General features: G+C 68.0%; 19 protein-coding genes. 5 read left to right on the plus strand and 14 right to left on the minus strand.

Annotation, left to right across the window (positions count from 1 at the left end; genetic code table 11):
• Positions 1 to 62: 62 nt before the first annotated feature.
• The 6 genes from LCM32_RS09085 to LCM32_RS09110 all read right to left on the minus strand — a co-directional run bounded on the left by LCM32_RS09085 (position 63) and on the right by LCM32_RS09110 (position 5,346).
• Entirely contained in the window at positions 63 to 701 is a 639-nt protein-coding gene (locus LCM32_RS09085) for a glutathione S-transferase family protein (protein WP_224820732.1), read from the minus strand.
• Between the two features lie 266 nt (positions 702 to 967).
• The gene (locus LCM32_RS09090; RefSeq protein ID WP_224820733.1) at positions 968 to 2,311 is read right to left on the minus strand and encodes a TrkH family potassium uptake protein; all 1,344 of its coding nucleotides are present in this window, start codon (positions 2,309 to 2,311) and stop codon (positions 968 to 970) included.
• A gap of 7 nt (positions 2,312 to 2,318) precedes the next feature.
• Positions 2,319 to 2,978, minus strand: coding sequence for a potassium channel family protein (locus LCM32_RS09095; protein WP_224820734.1), 660 nt, complete (start codon positions 2,976 to 2,978; stop codon positions 2,319 to 2,321).
• 251 nt (positions 2,979 to 3,229) lie between these two features.
• Positions 3,230 to 4,021, minus strand: coding sequence for a metal ABC transporter permease (locus tag LCM32_RS09100; RefSeq protein ID WP_224820735.1), 792 nt, complete (start codon positions 4,019 to 4,021; stop codon positions 3,230 to 3,232).
• Entirely contained in the window at positions 4,022 to 4,855 is an 834-nt protein-coding gene (locus LCM32_RS09105; RefSeq protein WP_224820736.1) for a metal ABC transporter ATP-binding protein, read from the minus strand. It lies immediately after the preceding gene.
• A complete protein-coding gene (locus LCM32_RS09110) occupies positions 4,852 to 5,346 on the minus strand; it encodes a Fur family transcriptional regulator (RefSeq protein ID WP_224820737.1) in 495 nt (164 codons plus the stop codon). Before LCM32_RS09110 ends, LCM32_RS09105 begins: the two co-directional genes overlap by 4 nt.
• A 138-nt stretch (positions 5,347 to 5,484) precedes the next feature.
• Here LCM32_RS09110 and LCM32_RS09115 point away from each other — a divergent pair, with 138 nt between their 5' ends.
• Entirely contained in the window at positions 5,485 to 6,615 is a 1,131-nt protein-coding gene (locus tag LCM32_RS09115; protein ID WP_224820738.1) for a zinc ABC transporter substrate-binding protein, read from the plus strand.
• Between the two features lie 149 nt (positions 6,616 to 6,764).
• Here the strand turns inward: LCM32_RS09115 and LCM32_RS09120 are convergent, their stop codons facing one another.
• Complete coding sequence (locus LCM32_RS09120; RefSeq protein WP_224820739.1) at positions 6,765 to 8,027, minus strand: glycerate kinase; 1,263 nt, start codon at positions 8,025 to 8,027, stop codon at positions 6,765 to 6,767.
• 140 nt (positions 8,028 to 8,167) lie between these two features.
• Between LCM32_RS09120 and LCM32_RS09125 the strand changes: the two genes are divergently transcribed.
• A complete protein-coding gene (locus tag LCM32_RS09125; protein WP_224820740.1) occupies positions 8,168 to 9,553 on the plus strand; it encodes an aspartate aminotransferase family protein in 1,386 nt (461 codons plus the stop codon).
• A 218-nt stretch (positions 9,554 to 9,771) separates the two neighbouring features.
• Here LCM32_RS09125 and LCM32_RS09130 read toward each other — a convergent pair whose 3' ends face one another.
• From LCM32_RS09130 to LCM32_RS09155, 6 genes are all read right to left on the minus strand, one after another.
• A complete protein-coding gene (locus tag LCM32_RS09130; protein WP_224820741.1) occupies positions 9,772 to 10,416 on the minus strand; it encodes a DUF1523 family protein in 645 nt (214 codons plus the stop codon).
• Between the two features lie 10 nt (positions 10,417 to 10,426).
• On the minus strand, positions 10,427 to 10,693 hold the full coding sequence (locus LCM32_RS09135) for a hypothetical protein (protein ID WP_224820742.1): 267 nt from the start codon (positions 10,691 to 10,693) through the stop codon (positions 10,427 to 10,429).
• A 3-nt stretch (positions 10,694 to 10,696) separates the two neighbouring features.
• Complete coding sequence (locus LCM32_RS09140) at positions 10,697 to 12,106, minus strand: DUF6638 family protein (RefSeq protein ID WP_224820743.1); 1,410 nt, start codon at positions 12,104 to 12,106, stop codon at positions 10,697 to 10,699.
• Positions 12,107 to 12,200: 94 nt separating this feature from the next.
• A complete protein-coding gene (locus LCM32_RS09145) occupies positions 12,201 to 14,135 on the minus strand; it encodes an AAA family ATPase (protein WP_224820744.1) in 1,935 nt (644 codons plus the stop codon).
• Between the two features lie 65 nt (positions 14,136 to 14,200).
• The gene (locus tag LCM32_RS09150) at positions 14,201 to 15,337 is read right to left on the minus strand and encodes a hypothetical protein (RefSeq protein WP_224820745.1); all 1,137 of its coding nucleotides are present in this window, start codon (positions 15,335 to 15,337) and stop codon (positions 14,201 to 14,203) included.
• Between the two features lie 73 nt (positions 15,338 to 15,410).
• A complete protein-coding gene (locus tag LCM32_RS09155; RefSeq protein WP_224820746.1) occupies positions 15,411 to 16,487 on the minus strand; it encodes a hypothetical protein in 1,077 nt (358 codons plus the stop codon).
• A gap of 204 nt (positions 16,488 to 16,691) precedes the next feature.
• On the opposite strand from LCM32_RS09155, the gene LCM32_RS09160 reads away from it, so the two are divergent.
• Both LCM32_RS09160 and LCM32_RS09165 read left to right on the plus strand, forming a co-directional pair.
• Positions 16,692 to 17,246: a hypothetical protein gene (locus tag LCM32_RS09160; protein ID WP_224820747.1), complete on the plus strand. Its 555-nt coding sequence runs from the start codon at positions 16,692 to 16,694 to the stop codon at positions 17,244 to 17,246.
• Between the two features lie 69 nt (positions 17,247 to 17,315).
• Positions 17,316 to 17,651, plus strand: a complete 336-nt coding sequence (locus tag LCM32_RS09165) for a cupin domain-containing protein (RefSeq protein ID WP_224820748.1) — start codon at positions 17,316 to 17,318, stop codon at positions 17,649 to 17,651.
• A 125-nt stretch (positions 17,652 to 17,776) separates the two neighbouring features.
• On the opposite strand, the gene LCM32_RS09170 is transcribed toward LCM32_RS09165, so the two are convergent.
• A complete protein-coding gene (locus LCM32_RS09170) occupies positions 17,777 to 18,988 on the minus strand; it encodes an aminopeptidase P family protein (protein ID WP_224820749.1) in 1,212 nt (403 codons plus the stop codon).
• Between the two features lie 293 nt (positions 18,989 to 19,281).
• Between LCM32_RS09170 and LCM32_RS09175 the strand changes: the two genes are divergently transcribed.
• Positions 19,282 to 20,274 (plus strand): P1 family peptidase, encoded by a 993-nt coding sequence (locus LCM32_RS09175; RefSeq protein ID WP_224820750.1) that lies wholly within the window; start codon positions 19,282 to 19,284, stop codon positions 20,272 to 20,274.
• Positions 20,275 to 20,314 lie beyond the last annotated feature (40 nt).

Raw genomic sequence — 20,314 nt, forward strand, 5'->3', positions numbered from 1 at the left:
AATTTTCAGGGGAAAGACGACAATTTGAATGCCGAAAGCGACATCGCGTCGCTTTCGGATGATCAGGCGCGCAGGGCGTCGTAGGGCACCATGACGTGCTCCCGGTAGGCCGGGCGCTCGGTCAGGCGGGCGTAGTAGGCCGCCAGCGCGGGCAGCTCGGGCCGGTCGACCTCGATGTCGTAGTAGCGGTAGAGGACATGGCCGAACTGGATGTCCGCCAGCGTGAAGTCCTCGCCCGCGAGGTGGGCGTGACGGGTCAGCTGCACCTCTGCGATTCGGAGCGGTTTTTCCAGCGCTGTCATGGCCTTGGCGATGGCCTCGGGGTCCCGCTGATCGGCGGGCGTGCGCACCACGCGCCAGAAGACGGGGCCGGTGAAGCCGATGGCGACGTTGATCTTGGCCCATTCCGCCCAGCGGTCGATATCGCTCCGATCCAGGAGGTCGGAGGGCCAGAACGGGCTGCCGCCGTAGCGCGTCGCGAGGTAGCGCAGGATCGCCCCCGTCTCCCACAGGGGCGGGTTGTCGCCGTCACGCAGGACCGGCACGGTGCCGTTCGGGTTCATGGCGAGGAAGGCCTCGGTATCGGTGACGCCATGGACATGCCCGGCGTCGATCCGCTCATGGGGCAGCTTCAGTTCGGCCACGGCCCACATCAGGGCCTGCACGTTGGACGATGTCTTGCGTCCCCAGATCGTCAGCATGTCGCTCTTCCTCTTTCGGCCTTGCATAGCTGTGGTGTTTTCGCGCGCGGACAAGGGCGGGCCCGGGACAATGACGCGAACGTGCCCTTTGCCTCGTCCTGGCCCCATCCCGGGCCCCCGTCCGACGGGCGGCGATTCGCCGGGGCCCGCGCCGGGCGCCTCGCTGCGGGATACGGTGCCCCGGATGCCGCGCGGGAAAATTCTTCGAAGAATTTTCTCAAGAATTTTCCAAAATTCTTGGGTGCGCCCGGCCGGCCTCCGGACCGTCAGCCGAGGTGGATCTGTCCGGCGGGGTAGCGCACGCGCGGCGTCGACCGGGTGGCGAGGAAGAAGCCAAGCGTCAGCGGGCCGACGCGGCCGAGGAACATGATCGCCATGATCACCGCCCGGCCAAAGCCCGACAGATCCCCGGTGAAGCCGCGCGACAGGCCCACGGTGCCGAAGGCGCTCGCCACTTCGAAGGAAATGTCGAGGAAATGCCCCTCGTGCGAGGCGGCGAGCAGGAAGACTCCGATGAAGACGACGAGCACGCTGATCGCGGTCAAGGCCATGACCTTCAGCACTTCGTCGAGGCTGATGCTGCGCCCGAAGGCGTGCAGCTGCGACTGGCGGCGGAAGAAGGCCATCGTGGCGATCAGCATGACGACGAAGGTGGTGACCTTGATTCCGCCCGCGGTAGAGGTGGGCCCTCCGCCGATCAGCATCATCGAGATGAACATCATCGTCGTGCTGTCGTGCATCGCGCTGATGTCGGTGGTGTTGAACCCGGCGGTGCGCGTCGTGACGCCCTGGAACCAGCTGACCGTCAGCTTGGCCACGGCCCCGTGGAGGTGGCCCAGCGTGCCGGTATTGTGCCATTCCAGAAACGCGAAGAGCCCGACCGACCAGGGGATCAGCACCGCCGTTCCCAGCAGCATGATCTTGGTGTGCAGCGTCCACCGGCGCCAGTCGCGCTGGTTGAACACGTCCTGCAGCACCACGTAGCCGATGCCCCCCACGATGAAGAGCGCAGGGATCACGATGTTGACGATCGGATCGGTGGCATAGGGCACCAGCCCGTTCGGGAAGGTCGAGAAACCGGCGTTGTTGAAGGCCGAGATGGCGTGGAAGAGCGCGGTCCAGAGCCCCTGCCAGACCCCTTCCTGCGGCACGAAGACCAGCGCCAGCAGCAAGGTGCCGGTCATCTCGCAGAAGAGGACGACCTTGGCGATGGTCTTCATCAGCAGACGGACCTGGGTCATGGAACTCTGGTTCAGGTCTTCGCGCAGGTAGACGTGGCCGGTGATCCCCACCGGCAGGCCGAGGGCTGCCAGCACCAGCACCGCGAAGGTCATGAGCCCCAGCCCGCCAAGCTGGATCAGCAGCGCCAGCACCACCTGTCCGAAAAGCGTGAGCCCGGTGCCGATGTCGAAGACGGCGAGCCCGGTCACCGTCACGGCAGAGGTGGCCGTGAAGAGCGCGTCGCCCCAGCTGATCGGGATCGTGCGGGCGAAAGGCAGCATGAAGAGCGCCGCCCCGGCGAGGATCAAGAGCGCATAGGCCAGCGCCAGGATCGCCGGCGCGGGCATCCGGGCGATGCGCTGGAGCGTTTGCTTGGGGATCAGGGCCATGACGGGCTCAGATCTGATCGCCGAAGCTGCGCAGCTCGGGCCGCTTGCCGAGGACGATGATCTTGTCGTCCTTTTCCAGCGTGTAGTCGCGGCTGTGGGCGGGGCGGAACTCGGTCCCGCGCATGACCCCCAGCAGGGTCAGGTCATGGCCGGTGAAGTCGAGCGCCTTCAGCGGCTGGCCCGCCATGCGTTCGGGCACCGCCATGTTGACCACGGAATAGCCGTTCCCGAGGCTCACGTAGTCCAGCATCACCGGGTTGTTCAGCATCTGCGCGATGTGGCGGCCCATCTCCTGCTCCGGCAGGATGACGCGGTCGGCGCCGAGCTTCATCAGGATGCGGTGGTGGGTCCGGTTCGAGGCCTTCACCCAGATCGTGTTCACGCCGCAGAGCTTGAGGTTCATCGTGGTGAGGATCGAGGCCTGGATGTCCTCGCCGATCGCCACAAGCGCCACATCGTAGCGTTCGATCCCGGCTTCGCGCAGGGCGCCCTCGTCGGTGGAATCGAGGATCACGGTCGCGGTCAGCACCGAGGCCATGCTGTTCACCCGGCGCTCGTCCATGTCCACGCCGATCACGTGGTTGCCGAAGCGCGCCAGTTCCGCGGCGACGGTCTGTCCGAAGGCGCCGAGGCCGATCACGGCGAAGCTGCGGTTTTCCTTGGCCATTGCGGGCTCCCTGTCGGTGGTGGTGGGGCGGCGGAAATGGGGGCGACGCTGCCGCTGCGGCGCGGCGCTGTCAAGCGCACAGGCGGCAGGGGCACTCGTGCGCGGGGGGCGATTGTGGAGACTGAGTGCAGGGGCGGACTGCGGGGGCCCGAGGGGCCGGGCGCGTGCCGCAGGCGGGGAGGGGGGCTGTCTGCCCCCGTCGCGTACCGCGACTCCCCCCGAGGATATTTGGGAACAGTGGATGTGGCGGGTCAGCCGCGGCGCAGGCGGGCGACGATCTGGCCGAGGGCGAAGAGGATCACGGCGCAGGTGACGATCGAGGGCCCTGCGGGCGTGTCGAGCACCCAGGCGAGGCGCAGCCCGCCAAGGGCGGAGGCCACGGCCACGACGGCGGCGAGGCCCAGCATCGCCTCGGGGGTGCGGGCGAAGGGGCGGGCGGCGGCGGCGGGGATGATCAGCAGGGCGGTGATCAGCAGCGCGCCCACGACCTTGATGGAGAGCGCCACCACGAGGGCGAGGGCAAGGGTGAGGCCCAGCTGCTCCCGCTCGGGGTCGATGCCGGAGGCGGCGGCGAGGTCCGGGTTCAGTGTGGCCGTGAGCAGTGCCTGCCAGCGCCAGGCCAGCCAGAGCGCCAGCAGCACCGTGCCGCCCCAGACCAGCGCGAGATCGGATTTCGAGACCGAGAGGATGTCGCCGAAGAGGTAGCTTTCGAGGTTCAGCCGTGCGCCAGGCAGGAAGGCGACGGCCATCAGGCCGAAGGCCAGTGCCGCATGGGCCAGCACGCCCAGCACCGTGTCCATCGCCTGCCCGCGGCGCGAGAGCGCGGTGATCGTCAGCGCCATGACCAGCGCCACCACGAGGACGCCGCCGGGGATCGGCAGGGAGAAGCCAAGCGAGAGCGCCACGCCGAGGATCGCCGCATGGGCGGTGGCATCGCCGAAATAGGCCATCCGGCGCCAGACCACGAAACAGCCCAGCAGCGCGGCACCCAGCCCCACGCCGACCCCGGCCAGCGTCGCGCGGATCAGGAAATCGTCGAGCATTCAGGGGCGTCCTTGGGTGGTATGGAGGGTGGCATGGCGCGGGGCCGGGTCGTCGTGCAGGTGATCGTGGGCGTGCGCGTGGTCATGTCCGTGATCATGCCCGTGATCGTGGGTGCAGCCCTCGTCGTGGTCATGGTCATGCTGGTGGCGGTAGAGCGCCAGCGCCCCCTGCGTGCCGCGGCCGAAGAGGGCCCGGTACTCCGGCGCGGAGCTGACCACCTCGGGCGTCCCCTGGCAGCAGATATGTCCGTTCAGGCAAACCACCCGGTCGGAGGCGCTCATCACCACGTGCAGTTCGTGGCTGATCATCAGGACGGCGCAGCCGATCTCGTGCCGGATCTCGTCGATCAGCTGGTAGAAGGCGGCGGAGGCGGGCTGATCCAGGCCCTGCGTCGCCTCGTCCAGCATGAGGATATGGGGATCCTGCAGCAGGGCGCGGGCGAGGAGGACACGCTGGAACTGGCCGCCGGAGAGGTCGACCATCTGGCGTTGGGCGAGGCTTTCGGCCACGCCGGTCCGCGCCATCGCGCGGGCGATGGCGTCGGGGCGGGCGCGGTGCGGCAGGTTCAGGAACCGCATCACCGACATCGGCAGGGTCCTGTCGATGTGCAGCTTCTGCGGGACATAGCCGATGCGCAGCCCCGGCATCCGGGTCACCGTGCCGCCGGTGGGCTTCAGCGCCCCGGCCAGCACCCGCAGCAGCGTGGATTTGCCAGAGCCATTGGGCCCGACGATCGTCACGATCTCCCCGGGTTCGAGCGACAGGTCGACGCCCTGCAGCACCTGCTGGCCGCCGAAGCCAGCCGTCAGTCGGCGGGCGGTCAACAGGCTCATGCTGCCTCTTCCCGGCACAGCGGGCAGAGCCCCTCTGCCTCGATCGTCGTCTTTTCCACCGCGAAGCCGGCCGCGTCCGCGCTGGCGTCAAGCGGGGTCACGCCCTGCGCTTCCGCCACGGCGCCACATTTGCGGCAGATGAAGAAAGCCGGGTCATGCGCTGCGCCGGGATGAGCGCAGGCGACGAAGGCGTTCAGCCGTTCGATCCGGTGCGCCAGCCCGTTGTCCATCAGGAAACCAAGTGCCCGGTAGGCCACCGGCGGCTTGGAGCCGAACCCGTCCTCCGCCAGCCGCGCCAGCACGTCGTAGGCGCCGAGCGCCACGTGGCTTTCCAGCAGGATCTCCAGCGTGCGCCGCCGCACCGGGGTGAAGCTGAGGCCCTTCTCGGCACAGGTCTCCTCCGCGAGGGCGAGGGCCGCGCGGGTGCAGGCGCTGTGATCATGCGCGGCGAAGCCCACGATGCCCTGCGGGTCGGTCGATCCTTGGCTCATCTCTCACCTCCTCGCCGTCACAGGTGCGACGGCCACGAACAGCTTGCCCCTCCGGCGCGCCGGATTTTCGGGGGTTGTGATATTATAACATACGCGTTAGGTGGGGGCTACTGTATAACATCCCCCCGGAGGACTTCCATGAGAACCCGCCTGAATGCAAGCCTTGGTCTCGGCTTTTCCGCAGCTCTGCTGGGCGCAACCGCCCTCGCAGGGACCGCGCGCGCCGAGGTGCCGGTGGTCACGGCAGACATCCCCGCGGTGCAGTCCCTCGTGATGCAGGTGATGGGCGACCTCGGCACGCCGGGTCTGGCCATGACGCCGGGGGCCTCGCCGCATGGCTACCAGATGCGCCCCTCCGAGGCGAAGCAGCTGGCGGGCAGCGACGTGATCTTCTGGGTCGGCGAGGCGCTGGAGCCGTGGCTGGGCGAGGCCATCGGCACGCTGGCCCCGAAGGCGCAGTCGGTCGAACTTCTGGAGGCCCCGGGTGTCGAGACGCTGATGTTCCGGACCGAGGCGCTGTTCGAGCAGGCGGGCAATCATGACCACGACCATGGGGACGAGCACGGCGAAGACGATCACGCCGATCACGAAGGGCATGACCACGATCATGACCACGGCGATCATGCCGATCACGATGGCGACCATGATCACGATCACGCCGCGGACCATGATGACCACGATCATGCCGCAGACCATGATGATCATGACCACGCCGCCGCGCATGGCGCCGAGGACGAACATCATCACGACCATAGCGGGATCGACCCGCATGCATGGCTCGACCCGCAGAACGCCTCCGCCTGGCTTTCGACCATCGCCGCGACGCTCTCCAAAGCCGATCCGGAGCATGCGGACACCTATGCCGCCAATGCCGCCGCTGCGCAGGACAAGATCGCGGCCCTTGCGGACCAGATGGCGGCTCAGCTGACGGAGCTGCCCGGCGCCTACGTGGTCTTCCACGATGGCTATCACTACCTTGAAAACCGCTTCGGCCTGCCGTCCCGCGGGGCGATCTCCATGAGCGATGCCACCAGCCCCAGCCCCGCGCGCCTTGCCGAGCTGCGCGAGGCCATCGCCGCGGAAGGCGTGACCTGCATCTTCGCCGAGCCTCAGTTCAGCGCGTCGTCGATGGAGCGGATCGCAGAGGATCTCGACCTCAAGACTGGCACGCTTGACCCGCTCGGGCAGGACATCCCCACCGGGCCGGAGTTCTATGCCACGCTGATGGAAGGCCTCTCGGCGTCCCTGCGCGGCTGCCTCGCCGACTGATCCCGCGCCAAGTGAGACGAAAAGTAAGGGGGCCTGCCGGGCGAACGGCGGGCCCCCTGAACTTTGCGGGGTGCTCTATCGGCCCCCGGCACACCGCAGGTGGGGGGCAGCACAGCGTGCCGTCAAAGGCCCCTGACGCCCCCCTCGCGTCAGCGCAGCAGGATCGCCCGGAAATCGTTCACGTTGGTGCCGGTCGGCCCCGGTTCAAAGAGGGCCTCGACCGCCTCGAAGGCCGTATAGGCATCGTTGCCGAGCAGCAGGGCCGACGGGTCAATCCCCGCGGCGCGCATCGTGGCCACCGTCTCGCCATCGGCAAAGGCGCCCGCGTTGTCCTCCGACCCGTCGATGCCATCGGTATCCGCCGCCAGCGCCGCAATGCCCGCCACGCCTTCGATCTCCAGCGCCAGCGACAGCAGGAACTCGCTGTTGCGCCCGCCGCGCCCCTTGCCGCGCAGGGTCACCGTGGTCTCGCCGCCCGAAAGGATCATCACCGGCTTCGCGAACGGCCGGTCCTTGGCCTGCACCTCGCGCGCGATGGCGGCATGGACCTTGGCCACCTCGCGGGCCTCGCCCTCGATAGCGTCCGACAGGATCGCCGAGGGCACACCGGCGGCCTCGGCCACCTCTGCCGCCGCCTCAAGCGAGCGTGCGGCCGAGGCGATGACGGTCACGCTGTTGCGGGCAAAGCGCGGCTCCGCGGGATCGGGCGCATCCTCCGGCGCCTCGCGCAGATGCGCCATGATCCGCTCCGGCAGGGTGATGTCGTAATCCCGGATCGCCTGCATCGCCGCCGCCCGGCCCACGGTCGTCGGCACCGTCGGACCCGAGGCCACCTCGCCCGGGTCATCGCCCGGCACGTCCGAGACGATCAGGCTCACCATCCGGGCCGGGGCGGCGGCTGCCGCCAGCCGTCCGCCCTTCACCCGGCTCACCTGCTTGCGGATCGCGTTCATCGCCCCGATGGGCGCGCCCGAGGCCAGAAGCGCCTCGTTCAGGGCCACTTCATCGGCCAGTTCCAGCCCCTCCGGCGGGGCCGCCAGCAGGGCCGAGCCGCCCCCGGTCACCAGCGCCACCACGAGGTCATCCTCGGTCAGCCCCTCCAGCGCCGCCAGCACCTCACGGGTCGCCGCAAGCCCTGCCTCGTCCGGCACCGGATGCGCCGCCTCCAACACCTTCAGTTGCTTGCACGGCGCGGCATAGCCGTAGCGGGTCACGATCACTCCCTCCAGCGGCCCGTCCCAGAGGTCCTCGAAGGCCTGTGCCACCTGCGCGGCGCCCTTGCCCGCGCCGATCACCACGGTGCGGCCCTTGGGTTTCTCCGGCAGATGGGCGGCCAGCGCCGCCTTCGGGTCTGCGGCGGCAATGGCGGCCTCGAAACAGCGGATCAGGAGGGCGCGGTCGGCTTCGGTCATCGGGGGCTCCACTTGCATGTTTGCGCGCACCATAGCAGCCCGCCGCCCATGTACCAGCCGCGCAGCGCCGCGCCCGATTGCCAAGTGTCGACAACGCGCCTAGGCTTCCCCCAACCTCACCCTTTCAGCGGAGCATCGCCATGGACGGCGCATACAAGGACAACGACATTTCCCGCGTGGTTGCGGCGGACCGCGCCCATGTCTGGCACCACCTGACCCAGCACAAGCCCTTCGAGACCGGCGAGCCGCGGGTCATCGTCGAGGGCAAGGGGATGCGCGTCTGGGACCAGGCGGGCCGCGAATTCCTCGACGCGGTCTCCGGCGGCGTCTGGACGGTCAACGTTGGCTACGGCCGCGAAAGCATCGCCGACGCGGTCCGCGACCAGCTGGTGAAGCTGAACTACTTCGCCGGCTCCGCGGGCTCGATCCCGGCCGCGCTCTTCTCCGAGAAGCTGATCTCCAAGATGCCCGGCATGAGCCGCGTCTACTATTGCAACTCGGGCTCCGAGGCCAACGAGAAGGCCTTCAAGATGGTCCGCCAGATCGCCCACAAGCGCTATGGCGGCAAGAAGCACAAGATCCTCTTCCGCGAGCGGGATTACCACGGCACCACCATCGGCGCCCTCTCCGCTGGCGGCCAGCCCGAGCGCAACGCGCAATACGGCCCCTTCGCGCCGGGCTTCATCGAGGTGCCGCACTGCCTCGAGTACCGCGCCCAGTGGGACCTCTCCGGCGAGGCCTACGGCCAGCGTGCCGCCGATGCCATCGAGGAGGTCATCCTGCGCGAGGGCCCCGACACCGTGGGCGCGATCTGCCTCGAGCCGGTGACCGCCGGCGGCGGCGTCATCGTGCCCCCGAAAGGCTACTGGGAGCGCGTGCAGGAGATCTGCCGCAAGTACGACGTGCTCCTGCACATCGACGAGGTGGTCTGCGGCGTGGGCCGCACCGGCAGCTGGTTCGGCTACCAGCAGTTCGGGATCGAGCCCGACTTCGTGACCATGGCCAAGGGCGTGGCCTCCGGCTATGCCGCCATCGCCTGCTGCGTCACGACCGAGGCGGTCTTCGACCTCTTCAAGGATGACGCCGCCGATCCGCTGAACTACTTCCGCGACATCTCGACCTTCGGCGGCTGCACCGCCGGCCCCGCGGCCGCACTCGAGAACATGCGCATCATCGAAGACGAGGACCTGCTCGGGAACACGCAGAAGATGGGCGACCGCCTCACCGCCAACCTCCTTGCCCTGCAGGAGAAACACGCGGTGATCGGCGAGGTCCGCGGCCTCGGCCTGTTCCAAGGCGCGGAACTCGTCACCGATCGCGCCACCAAGGAGCCGGTGCCCGAGAAACTCGCCCAGCAGGTGGTCGCGGAATGCGGCGCCCAAGGCGTGATCATCGGCGTCACCAACCGCTCGCTGCCGGGCCTCAACAACACGCTCTGCCTCAGCCCCGCGCTGATCGCGACCGAGGCAGACATCGACCGCATCACCGATGCCATCGACGTGGCGCTGACGAGAACCTTCGGCTGACCCAGCCCATCATCGACACGCAAAGGCCGGGGCACTCTCCCCGGCCTTTTCAATGTCGCCTTTCCAATTTTCTTGCCGCAAATATCCTCGGGGGGAATTGGCCCGCAGGGCCAAGGGGGGCAGACAGCCCCCAACCCCGCCCGCCGCAGGCGCCCCCGCCGGACGGCCCGCAGGGACGTTCCGCGGGGTATCTCCCGGTCAGCCCCGGAACGCGCCGCTCACTTGCCCGTCCAGCTCTGCCACCAGCGCGCCAGCCGTCCGCGTTTCTCCCGCGCGCTGTCGCTCATATCGTCCCAGGCCTCGCCCGCATCCGCGACCACCGGGTCGATGCGCCGCTGCCGGAAGCGGATCCAGCGCACCCGCACGGCCCAGACCAGCGCCAGGAAGACCACGATGATCACGATGTTCAGCCAGGGGATGAAGCGCGCGTCCGGCCCGTCGACCTGCGTGACCCCGACCGCGTTCGGGAAGATCGAGAGGAACTCGTTGCGCCAGCCGTAATGGGTCACCGCCACCCACTTCGGGTTGTCCGAGGTCGAGCGCAGGTCGGCCGCCTCGGTCTGCAGGTTGTTGGTGTCGAACTTGAAATAGGGCGGCCAGCCCCAGCTGGTGTCCTCGTTGCGATAGACCAGCGGTTTACCGTTGGTCTTGATCGTCTGGATGAAGAAGACGTCCCGGTTCGGCCCGCCGACCTGGTTGCCCGGCCCGGGCGAGGCCCAGAAGATCGAGTTCTCGCCGAAGTCGATCCGCCGTTCGAAGGTGTCGGTGATCCGCACGATGTCGCGCTGCGGCAGCGTGTAGTGGAAGAATGCCGCCACCAGCAGCCAGACGATCGCCCAGAACGTCCATTTCACATAGACCATGAGGGTCCCCTTACCAGAAGTTCACGTAGTAGATGAGGAAGGCCACCACCATCACCGGGACGATGTAGATCAGCAGGATCAGTTTTCGACGGAAGGACTGGTCGTAGTCTTCCAGTTCCTCGCGCATCCATGCCCTGCGGTCCCCGGTGCGGCCCTCGGCCTTCCAGCGCGCTTTCAGCTTGGCGCGCCGCGTTTCGCGCGACCAGATCGACACGATGACGTAAAGCACTGTCAGCACAACAAAGCCGACGAGGATCAGGCGGAACAGTTGAACCATGGATCACTCCCTCCCGCGCAGCACGGCGCCCCAGGGGCCGACCTGTGCAATCCTGTCGTCGGTCGCCGGGGCCGCAGCGGTGGCGGCGCGGGGCGACCATGGCCCAGTAACGGGCGGCGGTGGCGGTGGCGGGGCGGCCTCCATCGGGGCGTCGTGCCCGAAGAGCGCCCGCCGCGCGCCGGCCTTGTCCACCTGGTATTCCCGCGCGAGGAAATCGGCCACATAGGCCTTCTTGGTCTCGCCCCAGCCGGAATAGAGCCGGTAGAACAGCTCCTTGTGGCAGATGAAGAGCTGGCGCACATCCTTCGGCGAAAGCTCGGCCAGCACCATGTTCACGAGGTCCCGGTCGGCGTGATCCGCCGCGCGCAGGGTATAGAAATAGGCCGGGTGATCCGAGGAGATCCGCGGCCAGCGCCCGCCGTCCTCGGCCCAGGCCAGCAGGTCCCGCAGGGCGTGGTATTCCTCTGGCAGCGCCTCGGCATGATCGCGGGCCAGGGCGCGGATGTCGCGCCGGGTCGCGCCCTGCAGGTTCACGCCGCTCTCCTGTGCCGCGTCCACGACGATGAAATCCATCTTCTGGCGCAGGATCGCCGCCGCATCTATCCCGCGGGCCTTCACGATGGGTTCGACGAGGTCGTTCTGCTCCAGGAACCGGGCCACGCGGTTGCGCTGCCGGGTGAGGGAGAAGACCTCGCCCGGGATTCCTTCCAGCGGCTCCGTCGGCCCCGCCGCAAGCGTCGCGGGATGGTCCACCCCGCGAAAGACGTAGAGACCGCCGAAATGCGCGGTCCAGAAGTTCTCCTGCCGGAAGGACATCGTCTTAAGCCGCACCGGGTTGCGGGTCACGTCGCCGGTCCGCTTCGCGGTGGTGATCATCTGGGCGATAAGCACGTCATCGAACCAGGCGTCTTCCTCCTGCAGGAACCTGTCCGAGAGCTTGCCCAGAGCCTCCGCCGCGCGCACCGTACCTGTCGTGGTATCGGCCTCGATTTCGACCCGCCGGATGTCGAAGAGCCGCGCGGGATCGCGCACCGAGAAGACGGAGTTCACCAGCTCCCCCGCCACCGCGTCCTGCGCGGTCAGGGCGAAGAGCTGGCGCTCGTTCTCCTCGATGAAGCTGCGCAGGATCGACCGCGAGGTCGAGAATTTCGCGTTCAGCAGCGGCGCGCGCTTCTGGTCCGTGGTCAGCAGGATGAACTGCCGGTTCACCCCGTTGCGGTTGAGGTAGAGGTGGTCGTCCAGCTCTTCCCCGATCTCCGGGCTGAAGCCCGAGATATCGACGTGGAAATCCTTCAACGCCGTGCGCTTGCCCGCCAGATGCTCCAGCGCGCGGTTGTAGCGCTCGATCATGGAGGGCGCCTGAATGTGGACGAGGTTGCCGAACATCAGGCCCTTTTCGATAAGGCGTTTCATGGCCGGGCCTCCGCTGCGTAAGCGGCGCACTGCATCAGGACGGATCGACCGCGCGTTCCGCTCCATACGGATGTGTCTGGGCTGAAAACCACGCTCATCCCTTCCCCTCCAGATACCGCCGCTTCGCCTCGTCCTGCCGCCCGAAGTCGCGCACCATGGCCTCGATCGCCACCTCGTCGGACTTGTCGGCATAGCGGAATTCGCTGTCGGCGTAGCGGTTGATCTCCTGCACCACCATCTCCACCGTGATCGGCTGGCGCAGCTCGGCGATCATCGCCGCCTTGGTGTCGTAGTCCTTGAAGAGGAACAGCTCCGGCTCTTCCATCCAGGCATCGGGGAGCTCGAAATCCATCGCCCGCACCTTCACCGCATCGGTGATGTTCTTGATCGCCCGCCCGGTGAAGCGGGGATCGGCCTGCTGGATCGCCTTCAGATACTCCCCCAGCTTGGCAATCGTATCGAGCCGCCCCAGACGGTCCTCGACCCGCTCCCAGACCGCCAGCAGGCCGGCTTCCTTCGGGCGGCCGTGCCCCTCGAAAGAGGCGGCGACAGCGCGCTTGATCTCCTGCGCGGCGAAAAGCTCATGCGCGCCCAGCGGGATGTCGTGCTTCTTCCCCAGCAGCAGGGCGAGGATGTCGATGTAGTCCTCCCGCGTCTGCGGCCCGTCCACGAGGAACCGCGCGCCGGCCCGTTGCCGCAGGGCGTCATCCACGTTCTCGGGATAGTTCGAGAACATGCCGAAGGTGCAGTTCCCCCGCACAACGGTGTTCGCCCCGGCAAAGGCCTCCATGAAGACCGCCGTCACCTCCTGCTGCCCGGCCGAGGACTGCCGGTCCCCGCGCTTGCCCGCGATCTGGTCGATGTCATCGATGGTGCCGAAGCCGATCACCCCCGGGTCCAGCACAGTCTGGATGAAGGCCTTGGCGTTCTGCCCCGACTTGCCCTGATAGCTGTCGATATTGTCGATGCCGAAATTCTGGTAGCGGAAGGGATAGCCCGCCACCTGGCAATAGTCGTTCAAGAGCCCCGCCATCATCTGGATCAGCGTCGTCTTGCCGGTGCCCGGCGCGCCGTCCCCCATGAAGGTGAAGATGAAGCCGCCCAACTCGGCAAAGGGGTTCAGCCGCCGCTCGAAATCATAGGCCATGAGCATCTTGGCCAGCTTCATCGCCTGGTACTTGGCGATGTGGTTGCCCACCACCTCGTGCGGTTTCTTGAAGGCCATGGTCAGCACGCTGCCGCGCGCCTTCGTCGCCGGGGTGAAGCCCTGAAGCGTCAGGTCGTCCGCCTCCACCCGCCATGCGGCAGAGGTGAAGGCCTCCAGCCGCGGGGCGGTGGCCGCGCGGGCCGCGACCTTCTCCATGACCTTCTCGGCAAAGCCCGCGACCACGGCCACCAGCCGCGCCTCGTCGGTGCCAAGCGCCGCGATGTCCTGATCCAGCTCCCAGAGCATCCCGTGCAGCGCAAGCGGCGCATTGTCGGTGAGGATCTCCTCCACCTCGCCCGGCTCCACGGTGACCTCGCCCAGATGCGGGGCCAGCAGGTAGGCCAGCGTATTGGCGCAGACATGGAGCACGACCAGCGCCTCCGCCGTCAGCAACGCGCCGAAGTCCGCCTTCCGGTCGGCGGGCAGAGCCCCTTCAAGGTTCGCCCGCTTCAGCCCGTCGAGCCCGCTCGCCTCGGAAAGCTGCTCCCCCATGGCCAGCGCCACGGCAAGGGCCCGGCGAAGCGCCCCCATGACGGCGGCCTGCCGGGGCGAGACCAGCGGGTCTTCTGCCTCCGCGCTCTCGATCCGCTCCAGCAGCCGCACGCCCTCGGGCCGCGCCACGCTGCGCCCGGCCAGTCCCGGCGTGGTGGAGCGGAACCGCCGCCGCGTGCCAATCCCGGAGGACCGCTCCGCCACCGGTGCAGCCCCGCCCGCCGCGATCCGCGGCGCATGGTCAAAGCCCTCCAGCAGGGCAAAGGCCGCGGGGTAGTGCTTCACGATGTCCTCTTCCCGCAACTCCATGCGGTTTCCGGTCAGGCTCATGCGCTCCCCCTCATCCACTGTTCGAAAATATCCCCGCCGGAGGCCTCAAATCTCATGTCCCGCCCTCACCGGTAGCGCAGCACGGCGCCGTCGGGCGCCACCACGAACTTGCGCACGTTGGCGAAGCCCGGCGGGTTGCGCTCGCTCAGCACCTGGAAGGGCCGCGCCGGCAGGATGACAGAGCGGACCATCTCCGTCGCCCCAAGGTCCACGCCGCGCCCGCCGAAGGGATCGAGCGCATAGACCTCGCGCTCCACCCGGCCGAACCAGCCCTGCGCCTCGGTGGTCACCCGCTCGCTTTCCAGCCGCTCCTCGGTCCAGACCAGCGCCCAGTCCTGCCCCTCGGTCGAGGAAGCTTCGACCAGCACGTCGTGGATCGGCCCGGACTGGCGGGTATAGGCCGAGGAATGCATCGGCCCGATGTGGAACCGGCGCAGGCGCTTGGGGTGCAGGTGATCGAAATCCGCGTCGAAGCCGCTGGCGATGGTCAGCAGCTTCAGCCCGCCGAGGCTCTGCGCCATCAGGTGGGCCTGCGCCTCGGGCCAGCGGCGCTCGTCCTTGGGCAGGGCGACCTTCCCGGTGTCCTCCACCTCCATCAGGTAGAGGCAGGGCAGGTTCACCTCGGTGTCGTAGACCGACCAGTGCAGCAGGTAGCGCCGCCGCCCCTCGCCGACATCGCCCAGCCAGACCGCCTCGGGATCGTTGCGCGGCCAGAACAGCTCCCCCCGCGCCAGTTCCTCGTAGTAGAGCCGCTGCGACAGGGCGAACTGCAGCTTCGTCGGCACCTCGAGGTCACCGATGATCTTGCGCAGCATCTGCGCCTTCAGCTCCTCGACCGTGGGCATGTCGCGCAGGTGGCGGGCGGCCTGCTGCGCGTCATTGGCCATCACCATCAGCTCCTGCGCTGCCGGAAAGCCGCTTTCGTGGTTGTCGATGGTCAGCGAGCCGAAGAACCGGCCCGTATCGCGCCCGGTCATCAGGTATTTCATCGAGAGCGCGCGGAAGGTGAAGGTCAGCGCGGAGACATGCCGCGCCAGCGCCGTCACCTCGGCACGGGTGAAATCACCCTCCGCCTCCATCACGCCCGCGACCCGGCCCATGTGGGCCATGATCGCCTCGAACTTGCGGAAATAGCGCCGCGCCGCGACCCCGTCGGAAATCCCCACGTGGTCGTTGCCCGGGCTCTTGCTGCTGTCAGTCATCTTAGGGTCCGTCCGGTTGGCCACCCTGCCGGAAGGCGCGCAGGGCGCCGGGCCCCGCAGGCGGCCGTGCCTCTCACGCGCCGTAGAGGTTCTTGTCGTGTTTCTCGACGATCTTCTGGAACCGGCGGGCAAAGCGTTCGTCCGCCTTGGCCTTGGCTTCCAGCACCTCGCGGGCAAAGACCATGTGGCCCTCGTGGGCCTCCAGCATGTCAGCCATGCGGGCATTGGTGGCCGCGCCGATCTGGGCCATGGCCTGCTGCGCCTGCTTGTCGGTCTCGGTGCCGATCTCGTTGATCCGGTGCGCCACGTCCTGCTGCTGCGCGGTCTTCAGCGACTTGGTCAGCGCATCGTAGAGCACGACCCGCTGCTTGGTGTCCGTCTGCAGCTTGTTGATCAGAACCATCTGCGTCGCCGCCTGGTTCTGCAGGCTGTCGACCCAGGATTTGCCCTTCTCGATATAGCGCTCCAGCGTCTGCGACTTGGCGAGCTTCACCTGCTCGTCCTGCACCAGCGCGTTGTAGTGCGCGTTCAGGTCGGCCAGCTCGGTCTCCAGCTTGGTGCGCGCGGCGGCGTCCTGCTCGACCGAGATCTTGTTCTCCAGCTCGATGATCTTCGGATCCATCGCCGTGATCTCGGCCCGGACGGCCTCCAGCTCACCCACGGTGGTCTCGCGTTCGTCCAGCGTGTCGGTCAGGTTGGCCTCGACCTTGGTCTTCTGGCTGTTGAGCACCTCCAGCTGGCTCTGCAGCAGCCGGGTGATCACGTCGGACTTGGAAATCAGGTCCTGCAGCTTGTCGTCGATCGAGGCGGTGCGGATACGCTCCTGCCGCATCTGGTCCGACTTGTGGCGCGCGAAGAGGCCGACGAAGCTTTCCCACCCGGTCTTGGAGCGGATCTCCTCGAAATCCTTGGAAAAGCCCGCCGTCACATCGTCCAGCCCCATGATCAGCTCGGCGATATTGGCGTTCATCGCCTCGGTGTGGGCATGGACATCGGCCAGCGTCGCATTCTCGATCTCGGCGATCGCGTCGCCGCCGGTCTGCATCTTGGCGCGGGCCGCCTCGATCCGGCTGGTCAGTTCGGCAATCTTGGCCTGCGCCTCGGTCACCTCGGTCTGGCTCTGGCGCAGCTGCGCGTCGAAATCGGCCATCGCACTCTCCTCACTGAAATCTATTCAAAAGCAATATGGGGATCATGCCCCGGTCCTGCACGGGATGATACCGGTTTTTCGATGCGGGGGCAGGGTTTCACGGGTCAGGTTTACCGGACTTGCCAGCCCGGCTGCCATTTTGCCATTCTGAGCCAGATGTACGTCGCGGGCAGAGTTTCGCCCCATTTCAAAGGAAGTTTTTGAATGAAGTCCCTATTGGTCGCTGCGGCCTTCGCCTGCAGCCTGTCCCCGGTTTACGCAGACGAGATTTCCGACACGCTGCAAAGCGCGCTTGACGCCTACACTGACGGCGACGTGGCCTATGCCCTTGAAGAGCTGGAGTATGCCCGGCAGCAGATGATGGCGTTGAAGCAGGATGCGCTGACCCAGTTCCTGCCCGAGGCACCCGAGGGCTACACCCGCGAGGTGAACACCGAGATGAACGCCGGTCTCGCTCTCATGGGCGGCGGCTACGGGGCCGAGGCCTCCTATATCGCCGAGAGCGGCGACAGCTTCACCATCCAGCTTCTGGCCGACAACCCCATGATCGCCGGGCTGGGGGCGCTTATCTCCAATGCCGCGGCCTATGGCGCCAAGATCGAGCGGGTCGGGCGGCAGAAGTTCATGGTGCAGGACGGTGAGGCGCAGGCGCTGATGAACGGGCGCATCCTGATCAAGGCGGAGGGCGGCGACATGGCCACGATGCTCGCGCTGCTGGAAACCATCGACTACGGCGCGCTCGGCGCCTTCGGGAACTGAGGCGCGGGTTCGGGCTTTACCTTGCCGGGCGGGCGGTTTCTGATGGCGCAGACCATCCGGAGACCGCCCATGCCCATCCTGCCCGTCGCGCCCACCGGCCTGCCCGAGATCGAACGCCCCGCGCCCGAGAAGGTGATCGCGGGCGATCCCGTCTTCACCACCTGGAATCTCGTGGAGGAGGACGGGCTCTATGCCGGCATCTGGGAAGCCACCCCCGGCACCTGGCGCATCACCTACGATGAATGGGAATATTGCCGCCTGCTCAGCGGGGTCTCGATCCTGACCGAGGAAGGCGGGGCGCCGGTGACGCTCCGCGCGGGCGACAGTTTCGTCATCCCGCGCGGCTTCAAGGGCACTTGGCAGGTCGTGGAGACCACCCGCAAGGACTACGTGATCCGGCTCTGAGGGGGCCGCCGGGGCCAGGCAAAGGCCGGGCCTCGCCTGACAAGCTCCCATCTTGCAGGGCCCCTGCCATTTTCTTGCTCCAAATATCCCCGCAGGAGGCTTGAAATCTGACGGCCCGCGGGCCCTCAGATCACGTTCTTCTCCGGCCCGTAGGGGAAGCCGGTCAGGTTCTCGTTCCCATCGCCGGTGATCAGCAGGATATCATGCTCCCGGTAGCCCCCGGCACCGGGCGTCCCCTCCGGCAGGGTCAGCATCGGCTCCATCGAGACCACCATCCCGGGCTCCAGAACCGTGTCGATGTCCTCGCGCAGTTCCAGCCCGGCCTCGCGCCCGTAGTAATGCGAGAGCACGCCGAAGCTGTGGCCATAGCCGAAGGTCCGGTACTGCAGCAGGTCGCGCTCGGCGAGGAAGGCGTTCAGTTCCGCCGTCACCTCGGCGCAGGAGACGCCGGGCTTCAGCAGCGAGAGGCCAAGCTCATGGGTTGCCACGTTGGCCTCCCAGATCTTCAGCGAGGCGGGATCGACCGCGCCGAGGAAGAGCGTCCGCTCCAGCGCGGTGTAATAGCCCGAGATCATCGGGAAGGTGTTCAGCGACAGGATATCGCCGTGCTGCAGCCTGCGGGCGGTGACCGGGTTGTGCGCGCCGTCGGTGTTCAGGCCCGACTGGAACCAGACCCATGTGTCGCGATACTCGGCATCGGGGAAGGCGCGGGCGATCTCGGCCTCCATGGCGTCACGGCCGGCCATGGCCACGTCGATCTCGCGCACGCCCTCGCGGATCGCGGCGCGGATCGCCTCACCGCCAAGGTCCGCCACCCGGGCGCCTTCGCGGATCAGGGCGATCTCGGCCGGGCTCTTGGACATGCGCTGGCGCATGGACTGGACGTGGATCGGCACCAGCGCGGCGGGCGAGAGCAGCGCCTCCATGGCGGCCTCCACCGTGCGGGTCAGGTGATCGCCCTCGATGCCCAGCCGTTTGCCGGTGCCGGTGACCGAGGCGACGGCGCGCCAGATATTGTCGCGAGCCCAGTCGGTATAGGTGATCGCGTCGCCATGGGAGCGGCGCCAGGGCTGGCCCGCGTCGATCCCGGCCGAGATGGTCACGCAGTCGGTGGCGGTCACCACCAGCGCGTAGGGTCGGCCGAAGCTGCAGTAGAGGAAGCCGGAGTAATAGGCGATGCCATGCATCGAGGTGAGCACCGCGGCATCGAGGCCCTCGGCGCCGAGGATCGTGCGCAGCCCGGCGAGGCGGGCGTCGTATTCAGCGGGCGCGAAGGGCAGGGGGGCCTTTTCGCCGTTATGGAACCGGTAGAAGGCGGGACGGTCGTGCTGGGTCAAGGTGACCTCCTGTGAAAGAGGTCCCGGCGTACAGGACTGTAGGGGAAGGGCCCTGATCCCTGCGGGGGATTCGGCGACGCCATCGCCCGGGCCTGGGCAGAGAGTACAGGGGCCGGGGAAACGCGCAAGAGGGCGTGATGCGGCACCGGCGTTCTACGGTCTTTTCCGCCCGCGGGGGGCGGTCTAGGGTCCGCCGGAAGAGGTGATGCGCGGCCAGCCAGTGAATGGGTCAGTCAATTGGCTTCCCCCAATCGGCCCGCCCATCCGCCTGACCACAAGACGAAGGACATGCTATGCTGCGCCCCGGCCCCCGCAACCTGATCACCGACGTGCCCGGCCTGATGGTGGGCCAGTCGCAGGACCTCGACATTCGCACCGGGGTGACCGTGCTGACGGCAGAGGCCCCGTTCACCGCGGGCGTCAACGTCATGGGCGGCGCCCCCGGCACGCGGGAGACGGACCTGCTGGCACCCGACAAGACCGTGCAGCAGGTGGACGCGCTGGTGCTCTCGGGTGGCTCGGCCTTCGGGCTCGACGCGGCCTCGGGCGTGGCGGACCTGCTGCGCGCACGCGGGCGCGGCTTCGGCCCGCCGGAGGTGCGGGTGCCGATCGTGCCCGGTGCGATCCTCTTCGACCTGCGCGGCGGCGGGCGGAAGGACTGGGCCGAGAACCCCTACAAGGCGCTGGGCCGCGCGGCGCTGGAGGCGGCGGGGCCGGACGTCGCGCTGGGCACCGAGGGCGCGGGCACCGGCGGCACCACGGCGACAGTGAAGGGCGGGCTGGGCTCGGCCTCGGTCGTGCTGCCCTCGGGCCATGTGGTCGGGGCGCTGGTGGCGGTGAACGCGCTGGGCTCGCCCATCGTGGGCGAGGGTCCGGAGTTCTGGGCCGCGCCCTTCGAGGTCGCGGGCGAATTCGGCGGCATGGGTCTGCCCGCCGCCTTCCCGGACCCGCATCTGCCGGTCACCAAGATGCGGATGCACGGCAATACGACCATCGGGATCGTGGCCACGGATGCGGTGCTGGACCAGGCCCAGTGCACGCGGATGGCCACGGCGGCGCATGACGGCTTTGCCCGCGCGCTGGTGCCGTCCCATACGCCGATGGATGGAGACCTGATCTTCGGCGCCGCCACCGGGGCGGTGCCACTGGCGCAGCCGGTGCCGGACCTGCTGGCGCTCTGCCATGCGGCCTCGGTCTGCATGGCGCGGGCGATCGCACGCGGGGTCCATGCCGCGCGCGCCCTGCCGGACGATCCGGTGCCGGCCTGGGCGGCCCGCTTCGGCTGAGAGCGGCGGCGGGGGCTGCCCGCCGCGCGCCGGACCTCAG

The organism is Pseudooceanicola nanhaiensis, from assembly GCF_020171315.1.
GTDB lineage: Bacteria > Pseudomonadota > Alphaproteobacteria > Rhodobacterales > Rhodobacteraceae > Pseudooceanicola > Pseudooceanicola nanhaiensis_A.